This window comes from Bacillus sp. GC_Bacil_1, from assembly GCF_026540675.1.
Lineage (GTDB): Bacteria > Bacillota > Bacilli > Bacillales > Bacillaceae_G > Bacillus_A > Bacillus_A cereus.
The window spans coordinates 16,899-39,340 of sequence record NZ_JALNUG010000029.1 but is presented as its reverse complement, the minus strand read 5'-3'; the positions used below and the strand labels follow the sequence as shown (position 1 = coordinate 39,340).

Genomic DNA, 22,442 nt, shown 5'->3' with positions numbered 1-22,442 from the left:
TGTCACTCCTAACACCGAGTATTTTTATTGGTTTTATCTATATTTAGATTTTGTCAGAAAATTCCCTGTTTGTCAATCTATTCGGAGGGTTAATCCCCTTATTACAAATTCTCAATTAAATTTGTAATATCTTCTTTAGAGAACTTGTATCGTTCATTACAGAAATGACAATGAACTTCTGTTTCTTCTTCTTCTTCACGAATTTGCTCTAACTCTGTTTTACCTAAACTAATTAACACACTCTCAATACGTTCACGTGAGCACGTACAATTAAATTGAACATCCATTGTTTCTAATACTTTTACTTTATCTTCTCCAAGGACTGCATATAGTAGCTCTTCTGGAGAAAGACCTTGTTCGATCAATGTTGATACAGGCGGGATTTTTTGCAAACGATCTTCAATGAATGAAATTGTTTCTTCCTGTGCGCCCGGCATAATTTGAAGGATAAATCCACCCGCCGCTAATACGCTGTCATCTCCATTTACAAGTACACCCACACCAACAGAAGAAGGCGTCTGCTCAGAAACTGCGAAATAATACGTGAAATCTTCCCCTAGTTCTCCCGAAACGATTGGAGATTGACCGATAAACGGCTCACGCATACCAATATCTTTAATTACTGTTACAAACCCTTCTGTACCTACCGCTTGATATACACGTAATTTCCCTTGTTCCGTTCCTTCAAAATCAACATGTGGATTCGTTACGTAGCCACGTACATCCCCATTTGCATGAGCATCTACTAAGATAGGGCCAATCGGACCATTACCTTCTACCTTAATCGTTAACTTTTGATCACCTTTTAACATCGCACCCATCATTGTACCTGCAGTTAAAGAACGACCAAGTGCCGCCGAAGCTGTCCTCCATGTATCATGACGTCTTTGTGCCTCACTTACTGTATTCGTTGTACGTACACTATACGCACGTACTTCTCCATCAAACGCTAACGCTTTTACTAAATAATCTTTCATACTTATTTATTCACCTTTCTCATGCTGTAAATTTGCATTACGCTCATATAACATATACAAGCCTTTTAACGTTAAAAATGGATCTACAATATCAATTACATTCGATTCTTCTGAAATTAATTTCGCCAATCCACCTGTTGCAATAACTTTCGGTTCTTGTTTAGCTTCTTCTTTCATACGCTTAACAATACCTTCCACTTGTCCTACATAACCATAAAGAATACCTGATTGCATCGCACTTACTGTATTCTTCCCAACAACACTGCTCGGTTTTGTAATTTCAATACGAGGAAGTTTTGCTGCCCTACTATATAAAGCCTCTGCTGAAATCATAATTCCTGGCGTAATAACTCCACCCATATAATGCTTTTCTTCATTAATATAACAATATGTAGTAGCCGTACCAAAATCAACAATAATAAGTGGACTTCCATACAATTGGATTCCCGCTACTGCATTTACAATTCGATCTGCGCCTACTTCACGTGGATTTTCATATTTAATATTTAGCCCCGTTTTTATTCCAGGCCCTACTACAAGCGGTTTAATTTTAAAATATTTTTCACACATACGTTCTAAAGCGAACATAATTGGTGGTACGACTGAAGACACAATAATACCTTTCACATCTTCAAACGAAAGACCCTCATGATCAAGTAACTGTTTTACAAGCATTCCATATTCATCTTCTGTCTTATGACGATCTGTTTCCATGCGCCAATGCTGACGAAGTTCCCCCTCTTCAAACACGCCTAGTACAGCATTTGTGTTCCCTACATCCAATACAAAAATCATATTCTCACCACTTATCTTATTTAATCTATATTTGTGTAGTATGTATAAAACTTATAAAAACATCATATCACACATACTTATATAATCAGCTTTCCTATCCTCATCATTTTACAAAAAGATTGCTCTCTATTTCAATTTTTAATACTAGTTTTACTTAAATTACTTTATCCACTAAGCCCTTAATAGTAATTAACAAAAATCTTAACAAACAAAAAAGGAGTGACGATAGTCACTCCTTCATTTCTTACTTATCTTCTTTATCTTCATCGTCTTTCTTCATATTGATGTTTACTTTCACATCATCTGAAGATGTTGGACGCTCAGGTAATCTGCCATAATCATATAAATGATTAATTTGCTCTGCGTCTAATGTTTCTACTTCAAGTAACGTTTTCGCGATAATATCAAGCTTATCTCGTTTTTCAGTAAGAATATGTTTCGCACGAGCATAACATTCTTTAATAATTGTTTGCATTTCCACATCAATTTCATGTGCGATTGCATCACTGTAGTTTTGTTCTGAATGGAAGTCTCTTCCTAAGAATACCTGACCACCTTGTGAGCTACCAAATTGCATCGGTCCAAGCTTATCACTCATACCGAATTCCGTAACCATACGTCTTGCAATACCAGTTGCACGTTGGAAATCGTTGTGAGCACCTGTACTTGCTTCACCAAATACAATCTCCTCAGCTACTCGCCCACCAAGTAAACCAGTGATTTTATCAAGTAACTCTGGCTTTGTCATGAAGTAACGATCTTCTTTCGGAAGCATTACCGCATATCCACCAGCCTGACCACGAGGGACAATTGTTACTTTATGAACGACATCAGCTTCATCAAGAACAACACCAATTACAGTATGGCCTGCTTCATGGAAAGCAACGATATTACGTTCTTTTTCAGAGATAACACGACTTTTCTTAGCTGGACCTGCAATAACACGATCCGTTGCTTCATCGATATCACTCATATCAATCTTCTTCTTATCTCGACGTGCAGCTACTAAAGCAGCTTCGTTTAATAAGTTTTCAAGATCCGCACCAGAGAATCCTGGTGTACGAGTCGCAATTGCTCTTAAATTAATATGCTCATCAAGCGGTTTATTACGCGCATGTACTTTCAGTACAGCTTCACGGCCATTTACATCTGGACGATCTACTGTAATTTGACGGTCAAAACGACCTGGACGTAATAACGCTGGGTCAAGAATGTCTGGACGGTTTGTCGCAGCAATGATAATAATACCTTCGTTTGCACCGAATCCATCCATTTCAACAAGTAACTGGTTCAATGTTTGCTCACGCTCATCATGACCACCACCAAGACCTGCGCCACGTTGACGACCTACTGCATCAATTTCATCAATGAAAATGATACAAGGAGCATTTTTCTTTGCATTTTCAAATAAATCACGTACACGTGATGCACCGACACCGACAAACATCTCTACAAAGTCAGAACCACTGATAGAGAAGAATGGAACGCCAGCCTCACCTGCAACAGCACGTGCTAATAAAGTTTTACCTGTACCTGGAGGTCCAACTAATAGGACACCCTTTGGAATACGGGCACCAACTTCAGAAAACTTACGAGGGTCTTTTAAGAATTCAACTACCTCGACAAGTTCTTGTTTCTCTTCATCCGCCCCAGCAACATCTCTGAAACGAACTTTTTTCTTTTCATCATTATATAACTTCGCCTTACTTTTCCCGAAGTTCATAACACGGCTACCGCCGCCTTGAGCCTGGTTTAATAAGAAGAAGAATAAAATGAAGATGATGACAAACGGAATGATTGAAGTAAAGAATGTTACCCAAGCACTTGTTTCTTCTGCTGGTTGATACTTAACTTCGGCACCTTTCGCTTTATCATTGATTTTCTTTTGTAATTCCTCAGTATTTGGTGCATAAGTAACAAATTGTTCTCCTTGGCTAGAGTTATTGAATTGTCCTTTTACCTCAAATACACCATTTTTCGGTTGAAGTTGCACATTACGCACTTCACCGCTTTCTAGTTTAGTAATGAATTTGTCGTAGCTAACTGATGTCGTTTTTTGTGTCGAACCATTAAAATAGCTCACGATTCCAATTACTACTAAGAATATCAGTAAATAAAAGATGGTATTACGGAAGATACGATTCATTCCTAACCTCCTCTCACGGCATAAACACTATAGTAAATCGTAACATAGAAAAACTTTCCTATACAATTGTAAAGCCTGTATTTAATTAATTTGAGTAAACGCTTGGTTTTAATACGCCTACATAAGGAAGATTACGGTACTGCTCTTTATAATCTAATCCATATCCTACTACAAATTCATGTGGAACAGTAAATCCAACATAATCCGCTTTCAGATCAACCTTACGGCCTGTTGGCTTATCTAATAATGTAACAATTTTTACAGACTTCGCTTTACGATATTTGAATAAGTCTACTAAGTAGCTTAGTGTAAGACCACTATCAATAATATCTTCGACGATTAAAATATCGCGACCTTCTACAGAAGTATCAAGATCTTTTAAAATTTTCACTTCGCCTGTTGAAACTGTAGAGTGACCATAACTAGATACAGCCATAAAATCCATTTCAAGATATGTATCTGTTCTCTTTAATAAATCTGCCATAAATGGCATTGCGCCTTTTAATACACCAATTGCAAGAGGTACTGTGTTTTTATAATCCTCTGCAATAACTGCACCTAGTTCGCGCACCTTTTCTTGTATTTGTTCTTCAGAAATTAATACTTTTTCGATATCTTGATTCATCATTTCATTATCCTCCCGGAAGACTCCTTGCTTTTGTAGTGAATAATCATATATTTACCCTTCTTTGCCATCTCTTTCGAAATTGCAAATGCAGATCGCTTCAACAAGGGTACCCAAATAATGTTCCCACTTGCATCACAAACGACCGGCCATTCTTCTCTTTTTTCTTTTGGTACTTTCGCTTCGATAAAAATAGCTTTTATCTTTTTCGTGCCATCCATACCTTGTATTGACATGCGATCTCCATTTTCCCTAGAACGAATACGAAGTGGATATGATATATCATTATACTTAGCAACAAATACTGTTTCATTCATGTTACTTGGTATATCTTCGCTCACCTCTGTTACAAATTCATCCCCGTTCAATAGTGTAATGGTCCCGGGTACTGATAAATCTTGCAAAAAAGGAGAGACAATTTCTTGTTTAAATCTAAAGCTACACTCCTCGTATGTGCGAACAATTTTCAAATCACCTGGAAAATCAAGTGAACCTGAAGGTTGTGTCCGCTTAAAAAACTCAATCACCTTGTCAATATGTATAGAAGAAAGAGAAGATGGAATCTTATATTCATAAAGATAGTTTAATATTAGTTGAATCCCTCTTCTTTGTAAAGGCATAGACATGGATTCAAAGGCAGGAATTGATAAGCTAATTTGTTTATCACTTTTTTTTGTAATTACTTTATTCATTTTCTCAAAAGCTAATTCCTGCAAATAAGCCTCATCCTCTTGCATCTGCACGCTAAATTTTTGGAATTTCTCATGCATTTGTGGATTTTCTTCTTTTAAGTGAGGAAGGACATATTTACGTAATCGATTCCTTGTATATACTTCCTTTTTATTACTCGGATCTATACGTGGAATTAAATTTAGCTTATTACAGTAATCAACAATTTCTTCCTTCGTTACCCCAAGTAACGGCCTAATTAAATATCCATTATGAAAAGGACGCTTCACTGCAATTCCTGCATATCCTTTCGGAGTACTCCCTCTTACAAGACGCATTAAAATTGTCTCGACTTGATCATCTCCATGATGTCCAAGAGCAACATATCTTGCATCATATTTCTTCATTATTCTTTCCAAAAATGCATATCTGCATTCTCTAGCAGCAACCTGTGCATTCATTCCGTATTGCTGTTGATATTGTGATACATTAATCCTTATCGTTTCACAAATAATTCCCAGTTCTTCACAAAGGTCCTGCACAAACTGTAAATCCTCATGAGATTCATCACCTCTAAACATATGATCCACATGAGCTACTACAATTTCCAACTGTTTTTCCGCTCTTTTTTCTAATAAATAATATAAAAGGGCTAACGAGTCAGGACCACCAGAAACTCCCACAACAATTGTTGAATCATTCTTTAATACATCATGCTGCTTTACAAAGTCATCTACTTTTTCAACAAATGTATCTTTCAACTTCGCAATCACCTTTCATTAAACAAGAACAGCAACGTTAGTTACCTTGTCTATAATGGTACAACTTTTACAAACATTGTGCAAAAAAAAGATATACAAAAATTACATTTTTATCTTACATCCTCCGTGTATATTCATAAAATCAATAACATTACCTTTTCCCACAAAAAAACCTAGGTATTCACCTAGGTTTTTAAAATCAAATTATAGATAAACATTCCACTTATATTTTACTGCGCCTGCATTCCTACAATCGGAATCGTAGCCCACTTCGGCATATTTTTCTTCACTTTTGCCACCACAATAGTCATATCATCATTTATATAACCATCACAAGAGCGAATCACTTCTTCCATAATGATATCAGCAATTTCTTGCGGGTCTTCGGTTTGCAATTCTTTAATTTTCCGCTTCATCCATAATTCATGATTCTCTACATGCTGCGCGCCCTCAAAAATCCCATCGCTCATCATAATAAGGATATCGCCCGTTTTTAATTGTTCACCCACCACATCAACTTCAACATCTTCGATGATTCCCATCGGTAAATTACTTGCTTCAATTTTCAAAATATTATTCGCGCGTTTAACAAAACTCGGCGTTGATCCAATCTTTAAAAACCTAGCACTCGCATCCCGCAAATCTACCATAGCTAAATCTAATGTTGTAAACATCTCTTCTGTCGTTCTCAAAGAAAGGATTGAATTGATAGACTTAATAGCTATTTCTTCATCAATACCCGATTGGAGTATTTTTTGTAATAATTTCACCGTTTCCTTACTTTCCATATGAGCTCTTTGCCCATTACCCATACCATCACTAATCGCAAGTGCGTATTTACCAACACTTAAATCCATCATCGCATAAGAGTCACCCGAAACAAACCCACCGCCTTTTGCGGCTGTAGCCAATCCTGTATCAAGAGAATACGTCTTCGCCGAACCAAATGATATTAAACTGTGACCATTCGGATAAGAAGACTTTTCTTCATGTTTAACGACAATATTTTCTTTAAGGATATCCGAAAGCATCGGTGCAACTAACTTTTCACATTCACCATGTTCATTAGATGCAACTGGAATCAACATTTCAATATCAATACTTCCTCTATCTAAACAATAAATATCAACATGCTCTACTTCGACACCAAAATCACGGAACGCTTGCATAATCTGCTCTTCCTGCACTTGATGATTTTCACGCTCTCGTTGTATCTCCTTAGCAAAATCTTCCATAACTTTTGATACACCTAATAGTTGCTCCGCTACTATTCTACGATTTTCCTTCATTTGTTTTCGCAATTTTTGTCCCTCATAGAAGTGATCTAATTCACCCGCTACTAAATCCGTCACTTTTTTCCCTCTCACACAATGCTTGTCCCACTCACGAACTAATTTACGATTATGTTGCAGGGTTCCTTCTTCCGTTTCATTCATTATTTGTTTCATATAATCGTACGTTTTATCGAAATTCACTACCCAGCATTGATCCTTTTTAAAGCACGTTTGACATGTTTTCGCAGTAATTGTACTCAAAAACAAATCTGCTTCTGTCTCTTTATCTTCTTCCTCTACATACCCATATACAGAAAAACTATTAGATAAAGCAGCAAATACATTTGCGAATTGGTTGATTTTGTTCGCTGTAACATCACGCATCCTTCTTAAATATTGTTGTTGATCTTGCGAATGCTCTTGTGTACCTGGCATAAATTTAGCAATACGATCCAAAACAAGCTTTGGCGTTAATAAGAAGATAGCAATCGCTACACCTGACTCAATTAAAGTTGTTACAATATTTGTCTGCTTGTCTACATATAATGTAATTAAGCTTGTCCCTATTAATAAACCTAAACTAACACCTAAACGCTTCCCTTCTTTTAACAACCCACCAAGTAATCCAGAAAAAGCGAGAAGGCTAAGCTGAGACAAACTAGACACATTTGCTAAACTTAATATCAATCCTGTTACGACCCCCACTGTAGATCCTGTAGCAGCACCCGCAATAAATGCAAATACTAGTACTAAATACCTTGTAAAAATATGTTGAATAGAAGCATCATATACAAACCAATCTGTTGTACCCGTTAAAACAGATGCTAGTAATATAATCAAACAAACAATTTCTTCTGTCTCTAAAGCCTGTTGTTTTCCTTTCCTTTCCACTAAAAGCGGGACACTTTGTAAAAATATCATAGTTAATACGAAACTAAGCCCAGCCTCAATGGTACTAACGAGTAAATCGTACATGGTGACAGTTTGTTGCGCAAAATATACAACAACTAAGTGTGCGGTTAATGCGGAGATAAATACTTGAAATGGAACAAGTCCAACGGTTTTACGTGTAAATCTACTAAAGAAGATATTATAAATGAAGAAAGTAAAGATAGATGCAAAAGTAAAAAACAAATTATCTATCGAGACTGAAAGAGCTCCTCCCATTAGAGCTAAAAATGCTAGCGGCATCTTATCCCGCTTCATAACATAAACAGCAGCAAAAAACGGTAGTGCAAACGGTAAAATATTTGTTAATATATATGCTCTTCCCAAAAGAAAACCAATAACAACAATAATAAATCCCCATCTAAAGAAAACTTGTTCGAATTTCATTCGCAACTTACTCGTCCACTTTATTCCTCCAAGCTGACTCTCATTCATTGCCAATGCACTTGTATTCATAGTATTCCTTCCTGCTTTAGGCATATTTTTAACACCACCTGCATAGTTTAATTACTGTCATTATAAAAGATGATTGTTGGGATTTTTGTCAAAACAACAGTTTTCACTTTTATAATCGTTCGACTTTTTATTCGAAATAACTCTACAGATATACACGGTATGTAAGTTATCCTTGATTTTTTAATTAAATATTCAGAAAATATAGGGTGATTTTGTAGAAGTGTTGTATGTCTTAATCCATTTAACAAAAAAAGATCATGCAAATTTGCATGATCTTTTTAGATGACCCGTACGGGATTCGAACCCGTGTTACCGCCGTGAAAGGGCGGTGTCTTAACCACTTGACCAACGGGCCGTTAAAATAAATATAGCGGCGGAGGGGATCGAACCCCCGACCTCACGGGTATGAACCGTACGCTCTAGCCAGCTGAGCTACACCGCCATGTCGTCTTATTTAACGGACAATTAGTATCTTACATCAGATATTATTTAAAGTCAACACATCTTGAAAACTTTTTTAAAATATATTTTCACATATAAAAAAGCACCCTGAGCCATCACTCTGGGTACCTCTCTATATGTTAAAAACTAAACGGCCTTATTATCCGCGACGTGCGCCACGGCCACCACGTTTAGACTCTGTGTTACGCTTTAAAGAAGTTAAACGATCTTCGCTATCCTTTAAGAAGCGTGCCATCTTTTGCTCAAATGTTTCTTTTGGAGCTCGGTCGTTACCGCCACCACGATTATCTCTGTTGAAAGAGCGATTATTACGTTGTGGACGTCCAGAACGTTGTTGATCACCACCGCGTTGGTATTCACCGCGTGGACGATCTCCTTCTGTTTTTTCACGTTCTTTCGCTTTTTTGATAGATAAACCAATCTTTCCATCTTTTTCAACATTAATAACTTTTACTTCTACTTGGTCGCCCACTTTTAAGTGATCGTTAATATCTTTTACATAGTTATCAGCAACTTCACTAATATGAACAAGACCAGTTAAGCCTTCTGGCAGCTCCACAAAAGCCCCAAAATTTGTAATACCTGTTACTTTACCCTGTAACTTGCTGCCTACCTCGATTGACATAAAAAAAATGCTCCTCCTTAGTGGTTAAAAAGTCAAATTTTACTTTATTATATATAATCCTAAAATATAGTGTCAATAAGACATACTCTACTTCGAAACAGGAAAAATTATCTCCCCTTTACCAGAGAAGAAATAATCCCTTCTAGCAATCTTTAATACGTACTCTTCATCATTTAACTTTTGAACTTCGTCTTTTAGACTTTTTTCTTTATTCGTTAATGAATCCAGTTCTTTTTTCATGTCCTTAACTTTTGCTTCTTTTGCTTTAATGGAACTGTTTTGTTGATAAAACGTTACACTAATACTCGCAATAATTGTAAAAGTAAAGACAAGAAAAACCGCTAAACGGCGATAAAGTCGCTTCCTGTTCTCATCCGTTTGTATTATATGCTCTTTAACAGGATTTGGACTCTGTTTTTCGATTGTTCTTTGTCTCAGTTCCCTCATTTCCGAGGTCCCCCTAACTTCTTTTTTATACGCTCCCATATTTGGAAGATATGTCCCTTCAATTTTGCTATATATTGCAGGAACCCTATATGTTTCACTATAAAAAGTTTAACACGATTAGGGAGAAGTTTCCATATGAGCGAAGCAATAAATCGAACAGGCCAGAAAAAAACTTTCCATATGAAAAGTAATATCCAAATCACAATTTTCCATAACACATGTCCAATTGAAAGCAGTATACGAAATAAGAATAATATAAATGCAATAAATAGCTGCGCTATAATAATAACAGGTTTTATCATGAGTAGCTGTATAATTCGAACAAAAAAATATGTTGTTTGCATAAAAATATAGATGAGAAAATTTAACAGCTTCATGTATAGTGCTTTCAGTAAGCTTTGATATGCCGCAAAACCACATAACAATGCCAAAAACACATATATACGTAGTTCAGCTTCATTTACGAGAAGCAATACATAAAAGACGAATAATGCTTGGACAATCCAAAATAATATATCTTGTATAAATACAAGCCAACGTTTACGTTCTTGGCGCTTTAAAAAACGTTGATATGTATCTAAAGACGCTCCAATCCAAGCACCCATTCCAATCATTGAAAGCATTGTATACAACTGAATTGTTAGACTCATTTAAACAACTTACTAAAGAAACCTTTAGTTTTTTCTCCTTGATTTTCATCAATATACAGCATCTCATTAACTTTCCCTTTAATCGACACAATACCTTTTTCTACATCTAAATTTTTCATTTGTAAATTTTGACCACGAATCGTTAAAAAACCCATTACGGTCTCTAGCAAAAACTCTTCGCTATCAAAACTCTCTACCTGCTTCACACCGGTAATATCAATTATACGCCTGCCACGCATAATAATGTCATGTTCTACAGAAACATTTTGTTGATTAGAAGACGTAGGTGAGTAACCATTATTCACGTAAATCCCCCCATAGGTTTTTACTAGCTAATAGTAATGTATGAGGGGATACATGATTTTAGAACAAGCCTTCTTCCGCTTTTACTTTTTCTTCACGAACTAAGCTATACATATTTGCTGCATCTTCTTTTTTAGTTGTTTCTTTCAATTCATTTATTTTTACAGTCACTATTTTTTGACCAAAACGAATTGTTAATTCATCAGCTACTTTCACATCAGAACTCGCTTTTGCCACTTGACCATTAATAGATATTCTTCCTTGATCAGCTACTTCTTTCGCTAATGTTCTTCTTTTAATTAAACGTGACACTTTTAAAAACTTATCTAGACGCATATCAAATCCCCCTATTAACGCTCTGTTTGTTTCGCTTCTTCCCATAAAACATCTAACTGTTCTAATGATAAATCTTCCATCTCTTTATTCATTTCAGCTACTTTTGCCTCCATGTATAAAAAACGACCAGTAAATTTCTCATTAGTTGAACGTAACGCCTCTTCTGGATCTATTTTGTAATGACGGGCTATATTAACAAATGCAAATAGTAAATCACCAAACTCACCTAGCATCTTTTCCTCATCCATGTTTGTAACTTCTTGTTGGAACTCTTGCCATTCTTCCAAAGCTTTCTCTATCATCGGCTGCACATCAACCCAATCAAATCCAACCTTACCAGCTTTCTTCTGAATTTCAAAGGCGCGTAGTAACTGCGGCAAACTTTTAGGAACGCCATTTAAAACAGATTCTTTCACGAATCCTTTTTCTTGTTTTTTAATTTCTTCCCAATTGGCAATCACTTCATCAGCATTGTTTACATCCGTATTTCCAAATACATGTGGATGGCGACGAACCATTTTTTCAGATAGAGTTCGAATGATATCATCTATAGAGAACCAACCTTCATCTTCTCCGATTTGAGCATGAAGCATAACTTGTAATAATATATCACCTAATTCTTCTACTAAGTGATCATCATCCTCTTCATCAATTGCTTCCAACACCTCATAAGCTTCCTCAATTAAATATTTCTTTAATGATTGATGCGTTTGCTTTTTATCCCACGGACAACCATTTGGACCACGCAGGTCTGCAATAATTTCTCTAAGAACATCAAACTGTTGATACAAGGACGCACGCTCCTGAACAGGTGGCACGTACACACTTGTTAAATTATTCAATTCCGTTTCATGATCTAACATGTACAACGGTACCTTCTTTACTTGTTCAAATGAAGTTCCTGCAGCTGTTACGATATACACTTCATAATCATCTGGCAACATCTCCATTAATGTTAATTTCACATCAGATGCAACGAATGCATCATATACTTGGCAAAAGATTAAATGTTGACGTAATTCTAATTGCCCTCTTTCAAATGATGTAGCATCAAGTAATTGAAATCCTTCAATCGGATCAATTTTTAGGCTTGCAAACATAGGATCAAGGAAACTTTGTCCACCCTCAATTCGCACTTCAACATTTGAAACGTCTCCTTTTTCCAACAATAGCTGAACTGTTCTTTCTGCTACAAGTGGATGCCCCGGAACCGCATAGATAATTTCTGTACCTTCAGCTTGTTCTAGCAATTTATTCGCAATTGTTTCATATACAATTTCAAACGTATCATGTGCTTCATATACAGCATCAAAAGCCGTATATTGTATACCTTCTTTCTCCAATTCTTCTATAACCGGATGTTCCTTCGTTCTAACAAACAGATGGTCTGCTTCTTTTATTTTTCGATATACACCCATCGTTAGCTGATCTAATTCACCAGCACCTAAACCTAAAACAGTAATGATTCCACTCACAACCTGTCACCTCTATCCACTCTTCTTCAATGAACCTTCTTTTTTCTCTTGTTTCATAACAGTTCCTAATTCTTTTTTTGTAAATACACGTAATTTTAAAATAAAAAACATATATGTCAATCCGCCGATGGCTACACCTAACAACGCTTCAAGCGTCGCGCTCGCTCTATGTTCCGTATCAATTACTAATCCAGACATCTGCAACACACGCGTGAACATCATTAATACAAATCCCATACAGATACCACTAATTACTACACCTAACATATTTCGCTTATTGATAAGTGACCCTGATACAGCTCTCATAAGCAACAAACTATTTAGTCCAGAAATTATGATTAACGCACATAAAGTCGCTAAGGCTGCCCCTTTCACACCAAAATAAGGCATGAATATATAATTTAACGCTAACTTTAAGCAACCTCCAAATACAACAAATAATGCTGGCTTAAATGTTTGTCCCAACCCTTGTAAAATAGAAGCCGTCGTAATTGACAATGAACTAAATAAAATAGATAAAGATAAAATAGATAAAACATCTGATCCATCACTATTTTCAAACAACATAATATTCGTAGGTTGAATAATACAAGTTAGTCCAATAGCTGCTGCAAATCCAATAACAAATGTTATTTTCATTGCTAACTTTACCTTTTCTTGAATAAAGGAAAGATCTCCTCTTTCCTTCGCCGCTGTAATAATTGGAATAAGTGATAACGAGAAAGAAGTCGTCACAACAGTACCTAATTGCATTAGCGGAATACTTCTATCATAAACACCCTTTAATACTTTTGCACTTTCAGCCTGTTCTCCCGCACCAATAAGTAAAGTGTACAAGGACATTGAATCAGCCATCTGTATAAAAATAAGCACTAAATTACTAACACAAATCGCTAATCCCTGCCAAAAAAGGATTTTAATTATCTTCCTTTTACCCTTAATTCTCGCTACACGTTTAAAAAATATGGAACGAAAATCTCGACGCATATACAACATAAGTACAATAATCCCAATAAGTCCACCCGCAATTGAGCCTAACATAGCCCCTGCACCAACTGTATATAAATCAAATCCGTGAGCAATTAGGAATAGCGATAAAAATACAATAATAGAAACTCGAATTGTTTGTTCTATTACTTGCGAAACAGCCGTTGGCATCATATTATTGAACCCTTGAAAATACCCTCTTGCTACAGACAAAAACGGCATCAATAAGAACGAAAATGAAATAACACGTACCAACTTATCTAAGTGCATATCGCCCATAGCTATCGCGATTGTTTCGGCCCCAAAAAACAATGTAAAGAAACCTATAAAACCAATTCCTAATAAAAACCAAAAAGATACACAAATAATTTCTTCTGCTTCTCTCTGTTTTCCCCACTCTAGTCGTTCTGCAACCATTTTTGAAATGATAACAGGAAATCCATAAGTAGCTAAAATTAAACAAAATCCATAAAACGGGTAAATTTGTTGGTAAATATAAAAACCAATATCCCCTGCTATATTTTGATATGGAATACGGTAAAAAGCGCTTAATACTTTTGTAACAAAACTTGCAATCGTTAATATAATAGCCCCACGCCAAAAGGCTTGATACTTCTTCGCTTCCATACAAGAAAACTCCTTTTTCTATTCTCACCTCTCGTATTATATCATAAAGAAAAGTACAAACTCCCTTACCACCACGGGTAATACTAGGTCCCTACACGTTAAAAATATTCAATGAAAAAAGGTAGCAAAGCGCTACCTTCATTCAATATACATATATCTCCAAATAATTGATTTCTCAAAAAGAAAGATCATAATTAGGAAAGATTGCTACTTCTAAAATCAATATACCCTTACTGTTCCATTTGTTTCGCTAAGAAACTGGCAGCAGTATTAACCGCTTTATGCTCGATTTCGCTTATAATAGCTTCTTTTGAAAAAATAATGACGGCTCCAATTGGGTCTCCGTTTGCAACAATCGGTCCAACTGTATAAGAATGAACCTTTTCTGTTACACCATCGATAATGGAAATATCACTTTCGTCCGTCATAATAACAGACTTTCTTTCTTCCATCGTTTTTTCGATTAGATCGCCAACACTTTTATTTAAGTATTCTTTTTTCGATACGCCTGATACTGCGATGATAGAATCTCGGTCACAGACAAGCACATTATGTCCTAAGCTGTCATATAAAGCCTCAGCATATTCCTTTGCAAAATCACCTAGTTCACTAATTGGAGAATACTTCTTTAAAATTACTTCTCCATCGCGATCAACAAATATTTCTAGTGGGTCTCCTTCTCGAATACGTAAAGTTCTACGAATTTCCTTTGGGATTACTACCCTGCCTAAATCATCAATTCGACGTACGATTCCAGTTGCTTTCATTCTAATGCTGCCTCACTTTCTACTGATGATCAAAGTGGTGAATTTACCTGTTCATGTAAAAATCACCAACTGTTAGACATAGTATTTTACACATTAGTTCTTCTATGCACGTCGAATTGTATTTTTTTATCTTATTTTAGGCATTTATTACTTCTTTTTTCACATCTGGTAAGCCTTTTAATAAATTTTCAGCAATTGTTAACCACTTCGATGTCTCTAAGCCATTTGTTTTCATAACAATTTTCAATTGTGATCCTTCCATTCCTAGACCGATCATACGCCCAAAACTATTTCCGAGCATGAATAATTTTCCACCATCAATATTTTGACTTGCTTGTTCAGAAAACAGGAATGTTACTTCAAATTTATTCTGCTTAATTAACTCAATTTGTTCTTTCATTGCCAACACTTTAATATTTGCAATTTGTAATAAATAACCAACTTCTTGTGGGTAATCACCGAATCTATCGATCATTTCTTCCTGCAATTCTTCAATATCCTCAATTGCAGAAACACCTCTAAATTGTTTATACATCATAATTTTTTGCTTACTATCTGAAATATAAGCATCTGGTAAGTATGCATCTACCTCTAAGTCAATTTCAACATTAACTGTATTTTCAGCCCCATCTGTTCCTCTTCGCTGTTCAATTGCATCTTTTAACATTTGAGAATACAGATCAAATCCGACAGAATCAATAAACCCATGCTGTTCTGCTCCTAACAAATTACCTGCTCCACGAATAGATAAATCTCTCATCGCAATTTTGAAACCAGATCCAAGTTCTGTGAACTCTTTAATTGCTTGCAGACGCTTCTCTGCAACTTCTGACAGCACTTTGTCACGTTTATAGGCAAAGTATGCATATGCAACACGATTAGAACGTCCAACACGCCCACGAAGCTGGTACAACTGTGATAACCCCATACGATCTGCATCAAATACAATTAACGTATTTACGTTCGGAATATCTACACCCGTCTCAATAATTGTTGTACTTACAAGAACATCATGCTGTCCTTCTAAAAATGATAGCATAACAGACTCTAATTCACTTTCGTTCATTTTCCCATGTGCGTACGTTACGCGAGCATCTGGAACTAACATCGAAATTTCATCTGCTTTTCTTTCAATATCCTCTACACGGTTATATAGGAAGTAAATTTGACCGCCTCTTGCAAGCTCTCGCTCTATCGCCTCTCGCATTAATGCTGGATTATACTCTACTACATACGTTTGGACTGGGAAACGATTTTCTGGCGGTGTCTCAATAACAGATAAGTCGCGCACACCAAGCATAGACATATGAAGCGTCCGCGGAATCGGAGTTGCCGTTAATGTTAATACGTCAACATTCGCCTTCAATTGTTTAATTTTTTCTTTATGCGTCACACCAAATCTTTGTTCTTCATCAATAATAAGAAGCCCTAAATCTTTATAAGTGACATCTTTAGATAAAATACGATGTGTTCCGATTACAATATCTATTGTGCCATCCTTTAAGCCCTTAATCGTTTCATTTTGTTGCTTTCTCGTACGGAATCTACTTAATAATCCTATATTGATTGGATAATCTTGAAAACGCTCTCGAATTGTTTCATAGTGTTGCTGCGCAAGAATCGTTGTCGGTACTAAAATCGCAACTTGTTTTTCATCCATAATTGCTTTAAATGCCGCACGAATAGCCACTTCCGTCTTTCCATACCCTACATCACCACAAAGGAGCCTATCCATCGGGCGTCCGCGTTCCATATCTTTTTTAATCTCGTCAATAGAACGTAACTGATCCTCTGTCTCTTGATATGGGAAAGATGATTCGAACTCTTGTTGTTCTGCCGTATCCGGCGTATATGCATAGCCTTTTGAAGCTTCGCGCTCAGCATATAGTTTAATTAGGTCATCCGCAATGTCTTGTACAGATTTTTCAACTTTCGTTTTAACCTTTTTCCAATCATTTCCGCCTAATTTGTAAACTTTCGGATCCTTACCTTCAGACCCTACATATTTTTGGACTTGATCAATTTGTTCAATTGGAACGTATAACTTATCATTACCTTGATATTTAATATTTAAATAATCTTTATGAACACCATTAATCTCTAATGTCTCAATACCTAAAAATTTACCTATACCATGATTTACGTGAACTACATAATCTCCAACTTTTAATTCCGAATAACTTTTAATACGTTCAGCATTCGATAACTTTTGTTTACGTTGTGATTTTTTAACTTTCTTATGAAAAAGCTCCTTTTCAGTAATGACAACAAGCTTTTGCATCGGCATTTCAAACCCTGCATGTAAATCACCTACAGCAATTTGTAGCCTTCCAGGCAATAAGATATCTGTGCCTTCTACAATATCTGCCTCAATATCATAATCACTTAAAATATGTTGTAATTTCTTCACACGTTCATCATCTGTTCCAAGTACAACAGTCGTAAAATGCCCTTCATTCCATCTATCAATTTCTGTTTTTAACAAATTCATCTGTCCATGGAAATCTTGCATTGTTTTACATGTTACATTTACAATATTTTGCGGATGTGTGTGTGCGATATGACGCAAGAATAACGTTAAATATACAAAACTTCTTTTTTTATGATGAAGAAACCCCTCAAATGCGTGAGAGAAAGATAAATCTTGAATAATTGTTCCTTCACCAAGAAGTGATATATACCATTCCGCCTCTTCTGTTTCAAGATGTGATGCTGTTTCTTGAATACGGGAAATCTCATCTAAAATTACAACACCATCTTCTGGTAAATAATCTATCAGACTAGCAGGTTCTTTATAGAAAATAGATAAGTATTTAAACATCTGTTCTATACTTTGCCCGTTTTTCAACATCTCAATTTCATGACTTACCGTCTCAAGCACTGTAGTCTTTAGTTTATCATCAGAAAGTTTTTGCATCGTCTTAGTCAAACCTTCTTCAAGATGCTGAATTCCTGATTTTAATTCTTCCTGTGAAAATAAAAACTCTGTTGCCGGACCAAACCTAACGCTTTCTTTTTTACCTTGAGAACGCTGTTCATCCACATCAAATAATCGAATAGAATCGACTTCTGTATCAAAAAATTCAATACGAAATGGTAGTTCTTCAGTTAAAGGATAAATATCTAATATTCCCCCGCGTAAACTGAACTCCCCTGGAGCTTCTACCATCGCCTTACGTTCATAGCCAATATGATGTAAAGTATGCAAGAGCGCATCTAAATCAATCTCTTGCCCTAGATTGATTTCAACTTGCTTTTGCTTCCACAATTCTTTTATTGGTAAAAATCTACGCAATCCTGCCACTGGCGCTACAATGATTCCATTCTCTCCCGCAGCCAAGCGATTTAACACTTCTATACGTTGCGCCTTCAATTCTGGACTTGCAACCCCAATTTCCGATGCTATCAGTTCATTCACTGGATATAGCCACACATCTTTTTCACCAAGTAACGCCACTAAATCTTCATGTACTTTTTGTGCTTGGTATAAGTTATGTGTAACGATTAATTGTGATTTTTTTGTTTTTTTATATAAAGCCGCCATTAATAATGAACGAGAAGACGTTGCCATCCCTGATATAAGTTGTTCTTTTAACCCATCTTCTAATCCATTAATAACCGATTGTATCTCTTCATTTTTATAAAATTGCTCTAATAAACCTATCATTTTTAAAACTCCTCTCAACATAAAGAGCAAGTCATTCTATTTTATGCAAATATTTTGGAAAAGGAAAACAGAAAAATGCTTTGGACATGCCAAAGCGACAACATTTTATTGCAGAAATTTTTCATACTCATAATACTCAGGATAAGATGCGAGCGTTTCTTGACACGATTCACAAATTGTTTTTATATATATATTTCCATTCTCATGAAAATGAATCATCTCTACTACTTCTTGCTCTGTTAGTTGAAATAAAACGTCGCTATATACTTTTTCTGCGTTAATGGAGCCTACATTACCTCCGCAGTGTCTGCAATAATAATACCCTTCCATACTAGCCTCCTAAAAATTCAATTACTACTAGTATGGGTAAAACAAAAGAGAAATATTCCCAATCTCATTTTTAACTATTGAAAGTATTCATGATTTGGAGAAAAGGCTTATTTAGCCACTCTTCACATGCATCCGCTGCTTTTTCAATAGAATGGTTAACATCCGGAATCTCTTCAGATGTAAAGCGTCCTAATACATAATCGACTACCTTCATTCCATTTTTCGGGCGATCGATTCCCATACGGATACGTTGAAATTCTTGTGTTCCTAGGTGCGAAATCGTTGACTTTACACCATTATGTCCACCAGCACTACCTTTCATGCGAAGACGCAATTTACCTACAGGAATGTCTAAATCGTCGTACATAACAACGAAGTCCTCAACATCAATTTTATAATAATCCATGAGTGGACGAATACTTTCCCCAGATAAATTCATATATGTTAACGGCTTTAATAAGATTACCTTTTCTCCATTAACAAACCCTGCACCAAATACACCTTTAAATTTTTGTTCATTCAAAGAAATGTTCCAACGCTTCGCAAGTTCATCAATGGCCATAAATCCAATATTATGCCTTGTTAATTCATATTCTCTACCTGGGTTCCCAAGTCCTACTATCAATTTCATTCTTGTACCACTACTTTCTTTTTTCGATACGAAAAGACGTAACCAAAATTGGTTACGTCTCATTCTATCCAATTAATTGAATAATACACTCACAGATTCTTCTTCGTATACACGAATGATTGCTTCTCCAATTAATGGAGCAACTGAAAGTTCATGTACTTTGTCGATTTTCTTCTCTTCTGGTAATACGATAGAGTTCGTTACAACTAACTCTTTAATATTTGAATTTTGAATACGCTCAATTGCTGGGCCAGATAATACTGGGTGTGTACAGCAAGCATATACTTCAGAAGCACCGTTCTCAACAAGAGCGTTTGCTGCTAATGTAATTGTACCAGCTGTATCAATGATGTCATCAATTAAAATCGCTGTTTTTCCTTCAATATTACCGATAATGTTCATTACCTCTGATACGTTCGGGCGAGGACGACGCTTATCAATAATAGCGATTGGCGCTTTTAGACGATCTGCCATTTTTCTTGCACGAGTTACACCACCATGATCAGGAGACACGATTACGATATCTTTAAGACCTTTTGTTTCAAAGTAATCAGAAAGAATCGGTACACCCATTAAGTGGTCGATTGGGATATCAAAGAACCCTTGAATTTGTGGAGCATGTAAATCTAGAGTGATTACACGAGTTGCACCTGCTGTTTCAAGCAAGTTTGCTACAAGTTTCGATGTAATTGGTTCACGAGAACGCGCTTTACGGTCTTGACGCGCATAACCATAATAAGGAATAACAATATTAATTGTTTTCGCAGATGCACGTTTTAATGCATCGATCATAATAAGTAATTCCATGATATGTTCGTTTACTGGGAAGCTTGTAGATTGAATAATGAATACATCGCAACCACGGATACTTTCTTCAATGTTAATTTGAACTTCTCCATCACTAAAACGATCAACAGAACATTTTCCTAGTCCTACTCCAATATGCTTTGCAATCTGCTCAGCAAGTTCCTTATTAGAGTTTAAAGAGAATACTTTCAAATTAGAATTTAGATATTGAGTCGACATCTAGATTAACCCTCCACATTATGATTTTTTCTTATTCAGCAATTGATCAACATAGTCTTCTTTGTTAACTTGACGTGCACGTGCTACCGATAATGCTTTTGATGGAACATTCTCTGTAATTGTAGAGCCTGCTGCCACATAAGCACCATCTTCAACTGTTACTGGAGCAACAAGGTTTGAATTACATCCAATAAATACCCCATTACCAATCACAGTTTTGAATTTATTCTTACCGTCATAGTTCACCGTAATTGAACCACAACCAAGATTCACGTCTTCTCCAACTTGTGCATCCCCGATATAACTCAAGTGTGAAGCTTTACTTCTATTACCAAAGACAGTTTTTTTGATTTCCACGAAGTTTCCAACGCGTACTTCGTCTCCAATAACTGAATCTGGGCGAATGTGTGCAAATGGACCAATCGATACTTCTGTACCAAGTTTACTATCATGTACAGTAGATTGACGAATTGTCGTACGATCTCCAATTTCACTATCACGAATTACTGTATGCGGTCCAATTTCACAATCAGAACCAATTACAGTGTTCCCCTCAATAATTGTTCCTGGATGAAGAACTGTATCACTACCGATAATTGCATCAGCAGAAATATAAGTGTTACTTGGATCAATAATTGTAACACCATTTACCATGTTCTTTCGGTTGATACGGTTTTTCATAATAATTTCCGCTTGCGATAGAGCGACTCTGTCGTTAACACCTAACGTTTCATCGAACTGCTCTGTTTGATAAGCTGATACGATATGACCTTCATTTTTTAAAATCTCAATAACATCTGGAAGGTAATATTCACCTTGTACGTTATCATTTGAAACTTTAGAAAGTGAAGCAAATAAAGCCTTATTATCAAAACAATACGTACCTGTATTGATTTCTTTAATAGCTAATTCTTTCTCATTTGCATCTTTATGCTCAACAATCTTTTCAACATGACCATTCTCATTACGAACAATACGGCCATATCCAGCAGGTTCTTCTATGTACGCTGTTAGCACCGTCGCCATTGCTCCTGCTTCTTTATGTTGCTGAAGTAATGCTTCCATCGTTTCAGCAGTTATTAGCGGCGTATCCCCACAAATAACTAAAGTTGTTCCTTCTTCATTTGCAAGTACACTTGCAGCTTGATCTACAGCATGTGCTGTACCAAGTTGTTCTGCTTGTAATGCAAACTCACTTACGTTTCCTAGCTGTTCTTGTACCATTTCAGCACCATGCCCAACAACCGTTACAAGTTTCTGCAATCCTAATTGAGATACTTGATCGACTACGTGTTGTACCATAGGTTTTCCACATACAGGATGCAGCACTTTGTATAGCTTAGACTTCATACGTGTGCCTTTACCTGCAGCTAGAATCACTGCAAATCTGTTTGACATATAGACCCTCCATCGCAACCTATTTATCCATTAAAGATATTATCCTAAATCATCATATAT

General features: G+C 36.1%; 19 protein-coding genes and 2 tRNA genes. All 21 read right to left on the bottom strand.

All coding sequences use genetic code 11. The features are described 5' to 3' along the window. Nucleotides 1-101: 101 nt before the first annotated feature. The gene (gene hslO, locus OXT04_RS28025; RefSeq protein WP_000656367.1) at nt 102-977 is read right to left on the bottom strand and encodes a redox-regulated molecular chaperone HslO; all 876 of its coding nucleotides are present in this window, start codon (nt 975-977) and stop codon (nt 102-104) included. A 6-nt stretch (nt 978-983) separates the two neighbouring features. Next, complete coding sequence (locus OXT04_RS28020) at nt 984-1,772, bottom strand: type III pantothenate kinase (protein WP_000578365.1); 789 nt, start codon at nt 1,770-1,772, stop codon at nt 984-986. A 244-nt stretch (nt 1,773-2,016) separates the two neighbouring features. Further along, nucleotides 2,017-3,918 (bottom strand): ATP-dependent zinc metalloprotease FtsH, encoded by a 1,902-nt coding sequence (gene ftsH, locus OXT04_RS28015; RefSeq protein ID WP_001079669.1) that lies wholly within the window; start codon nt 3,916-3,918, stop codon nt 2,017-2,019. Between the two features lie 85 nt (nt 3,919-4,003). Beyond that, complete coding sequence (gene hpt / locus OXT04_RS28010) at nt 4,004-4,546, bottom strand: hypoxanthine phosphoribosyltransferase (protein WP_000981846.1); 543 nt, start codon at nt 4,544-4,546, stop codon at nt 4,004-4,006. Beyond that, on the bottom strand, nt 4,543-5,973 hold the full coding sequence (gene tilS, locus OXT04_RS28005) for a tRNA lysidine(34) synthetase TilS (RefSeq protein ID WP_000655457.1): 1,431 nt from the start codon (nt 5,971-5,973) through the stop codon (nt 4,543-4,545). The genes hpt and tilS overlap by 4 nt, the downstream gene beginning before the upstream one ends. Nucleotides 5,974-6,203: 230 nt before the next feature. Beyond that, nucleotides 6,204-8,675, bottom strand: coding sequence for a stage II sporulation protein E (gene spoIIE / locus OXT04_RS28000; RefSeq protein ID WP_001123550.1), 2,472 nt, complete (start codon nt 8,673-8,675; stop codon nt 6,204-6,206). A gap of 259 nt (nt 8,676-8,934) precedes the next feature. After that, a tRNA-Glu gene (locus tag OXT04_RS27995) sits at nt 8,935-9,006 on the bottom strand. Nucleotides 9,007-9,019: 13 nt separating this feature from the next. Beyond that, nucleotides 9,020-9,093: transfer RNA gene (locus OXT04_RS27990), tRNA-Met, on the bottom strand. Between the two features lie 159 nt (nt 9,094-9,252). Next, a complete protein-coding gene (locus tag OXT04_RS27985) occupies nt 9,253-9,738 on the bottom strand; it encodes a S1 domain-containing RNA-binding protein (protein ID WP_000021451.1) in 486 nt (161 codons plus the stop codon). 87 nt (nt 9,739-9,825) lie between these two features. Beyond that, the gene (divIC, locus tag OXT04_RS27980) at nt 9,826-10,185 is read right to left on the bottom strand and encodes a cell division protein DivIC (RefSeq protein ID WP_001208739.1); all 360 of its coding nucleotides are present in this window, start codon (nt 10,183-10,185) and stop codon (nt 9,826-9,828) included. Beyond that, a complete protein-coding gene (gene yabQ, locus OXT04_RS27975; protein ID WP_000059781.1) occupies nt 10,182-10,835 on the bottom strand; it encodes a spore cortex biosynthesis protein YabQ in 654 nt (217 codons plus the stop codon). Before yabQ ends, divIC begins: the two co-directional genes overlap by 4 nt. Then, nucleotides 10,832-11,140: a sporulation protein YabP gene (gene yabP / locus OXT04_RS27970; protein ID WP_001059104.1), complete on the bottom strand. Its 309-nt coding sequence runs from the start codon at nt 11,138-11,140 to the stop codon at nt 10,832-10,834. The genes yabQ and yabP overlap by 4 nt, the downstream gene beginning before the upstream one ends. 58 nt (nt 11,141-11,198) lie before the next feature. Then, nucleotides 11,199-11,474: an RNA-binding S4 domain-containing protein gene (locus tag OXT04_RS27965; RefSeq protein WP_001234876.1), complete on the bottom strand. Its 276-nt coding sequence runs from the start codon at nt 11,472-11,474 to the stop codon at nt 11,199-11,201. A 14-nt stretch (nt 11,475-11,488) separates the two neighbouring features. Beyond that, nucleotides 11,489-12,949 carry a bifunctional methyltransferase/pyrophosphohydrolase YabN gene (gene yabN, locus OXT04_RS27960; RefSeq protein WP_000014278.1) on the bottom strand — a complete coding sequence of 487 codons (1,461 nt, stop codon included), beginning with the start codon at nt 12,947-12,949 and terminating at the stop codon, nt 11,489-11,491. Between the two features lie 12 nt (nt 12,950-12,961). Beyond that, entirely contained in the window at nt 12,962-14,563 is a 1,602-nt protein-coding gene (locus tag OXT04_RS27955; protein WP_090978608.1) for a putative polysaccharide biosynthesis protein, read from the bottom strand. 230 nt (nt 14,564-14,793) lie between these two features. Next, a complete protein-coding gene (gene spoVT, locus OXT04_RS27950) occupies nt 14,794-15,330 on the bottom strand; it encodes a stage V sporulation protein T (protein ID WP_000648306.1) in 537 nt (178 codons plus the stop codon). Nucleotides 15,331-15,466: 136 nt separating this feature from the next. After that, nucleotides 15,467-18,997 carry a transcription-repair coupling factor gene (gene mfd, locus OXT04_RS27945; protein ID WP_267418747.1) on the bottom strand — a complete coding sequence of 1,177 codons (3,531 nt, stop codon included), beginning with the start codon at nt 18,995-18,997 and terminating at the stop codon, nt 15,467-15,469. 105 nt (nt 18,998-19,102) lie between these two features. Then, nucleotides 19,103-19,327: an anti-sigma-F factor Fin family protein gene (locus OXT04_RS27940; protein WP_000399438.1), complete on the bottom strand. Its 225-nt coding sequence runs from the start codon at nt 19,325-19,327 to the stop codon at nt 19,103-19,105. Between the two features lie 70 nt (nt 19,328-19,397). Further along, nucleotides 19,398-19,958 carry an aminoacyl-tRNA hydrolase gene (pth, locus tag OXT04_RS27935; protein ID WP_000767702.1) on the bottom strand — a complete coding sequence of 187 codons (561 nt, stop codon included), beginning with the start codon at nt 19,956-19,958 and terminating at the stop codon, nt 19,398-19,400. A 72-nt stretch (nt 19,959-20,030) separates the two neighbouring features. Continuing rightward, entirely contained in the window at nt 20,031-20,984 is a 954-nt protein-coding gene (locus OXT04_RS27930) for a ribose-phosphate diphosphokinase (protein WP_000107420.1), read from the bottom strand. Between the two features lie 18 nt (nt 20,985-21,002). Then, nucleotides 21,003-22,382 carry a bifunctional UDP-N-acetylglucosamine diphosphorylase/glucosamine-1-phosphate N-acetyltransferase GlmU gene (glmU, locus tag OXT04_RS27925; RefSeq protein WP_053563253.1) on the bottom strand — a complete coding sequence of 460 codons (1,380 nt, stop codon included), beginning with the start codon at nt 22,380-22,382 and terminating at the stop codon, nt 21,003-21,005. Between the last annotated feature and the right edge of the window lie 60 nt (nt 22,383-22,442).

Coding starts and splice junctions, on each gene's coding strand:
- mfd (WP_267418747.1), bottom strand. CDS start 18,997: ATGATAGGTTTATTAGAGCAATTTTATAAAAATGAAGAGATACAATCG.
- ftsH (WP_001079669.1), bottom strand. CDS start 3,918: ATGAATCGTATCTTCCGTAATACCATCTTTTATTTACTGATATTCTTA.
- hpt (WP_000981846.1), bottom strand. CDS start 4,546: ATGATGAATCAAGATATCGAAAAAGTATTAATTTCTGAAGAACAAATA.
- divIC (WP_001208739.1), bottom strand. CDS start 10,185: ATGAGGGAACTGAGACAAAGAACAATCGAAAAACAGAGTCCAAATCCT.
- glmU (WP_053563253.1), bottom strand. CDS start 22,382: ATGTCAAACAGATTTGCAGTGATTCTAGCTGCAGGTAAAGGCACACGT.
- pth (WP_000767702.1), bottom strand. CDS start 19,958: ATGAAATTGATAGTAGGACTTGGGAACCCAGGTAGAGAATATGAATTA.
- OXT04_RS27940 (WP_000399438.1), bottom strand. CDS start 19,327: ATGGAAGGGTATTATTATTGCAGACACTGCGGAGGTAATGTAGGCTCC.
- OXT04_RS27965 (WP_001234876.1), bottom strand. CDS start 11,474: ATGCGTCTAGATAAGTTTTTAAAAGTGTCACGTTTAATTAAAAGAAGA.
- OXT04_RS28020 (WP_000578365.1), bottom strand. CDS start 1,772: ATGATTTTTGTATTGGATGTAGGGAACACAAATGCTGTACTAGGCGTG.
- spoIIE (WP_001123550.1), bottom strand. CDS start 8,675: ATGCCTAAAGCAGGAAGGAATACTATGAATACAAGTGCATTGGCAATG.
- OXT04_RS27985 (WP_000021451.1), bottom strand. CDS start 9,738: ATGTCAATCGAGGTAGGCAGCAAGTTACAGGGTAAAGTAACAGGTATT.
- OXT04_RS27955 (WP_090978608.1), bottom strand. CDS start 14,563: ATGGAAGCGAAGAAGTATCAAGCCTTTTGGCGTGGGGCTATTATATTA.
- spoVT (WP_000648306.1), bottom strand. CDS start 15,330: ATGAAAGCAACTGGAATCGTACGTCGAATTGATGATTTAGGCAGGGTA.
- OXT04_RS27930 (WP_000107420.1), bottom strand. CDS start 20,984: ATGTCGACTCAATATCTAAATTCTAATTTGAAAGTATTCTCTTTAAAC.
- hslO (WP_000656367.1), bottom strand. CDS start 977: ATGAAAGATTATTTAGTAAAAGCGTTAGCGTTTGATGGAGAAGTACGT.
- yabQ (WP_000059781.1), bottom strand. CDS start 10,835: ATGAGTCTAACAATTCAGTTGTATACAATGCTTTCAATGATTGGAATG.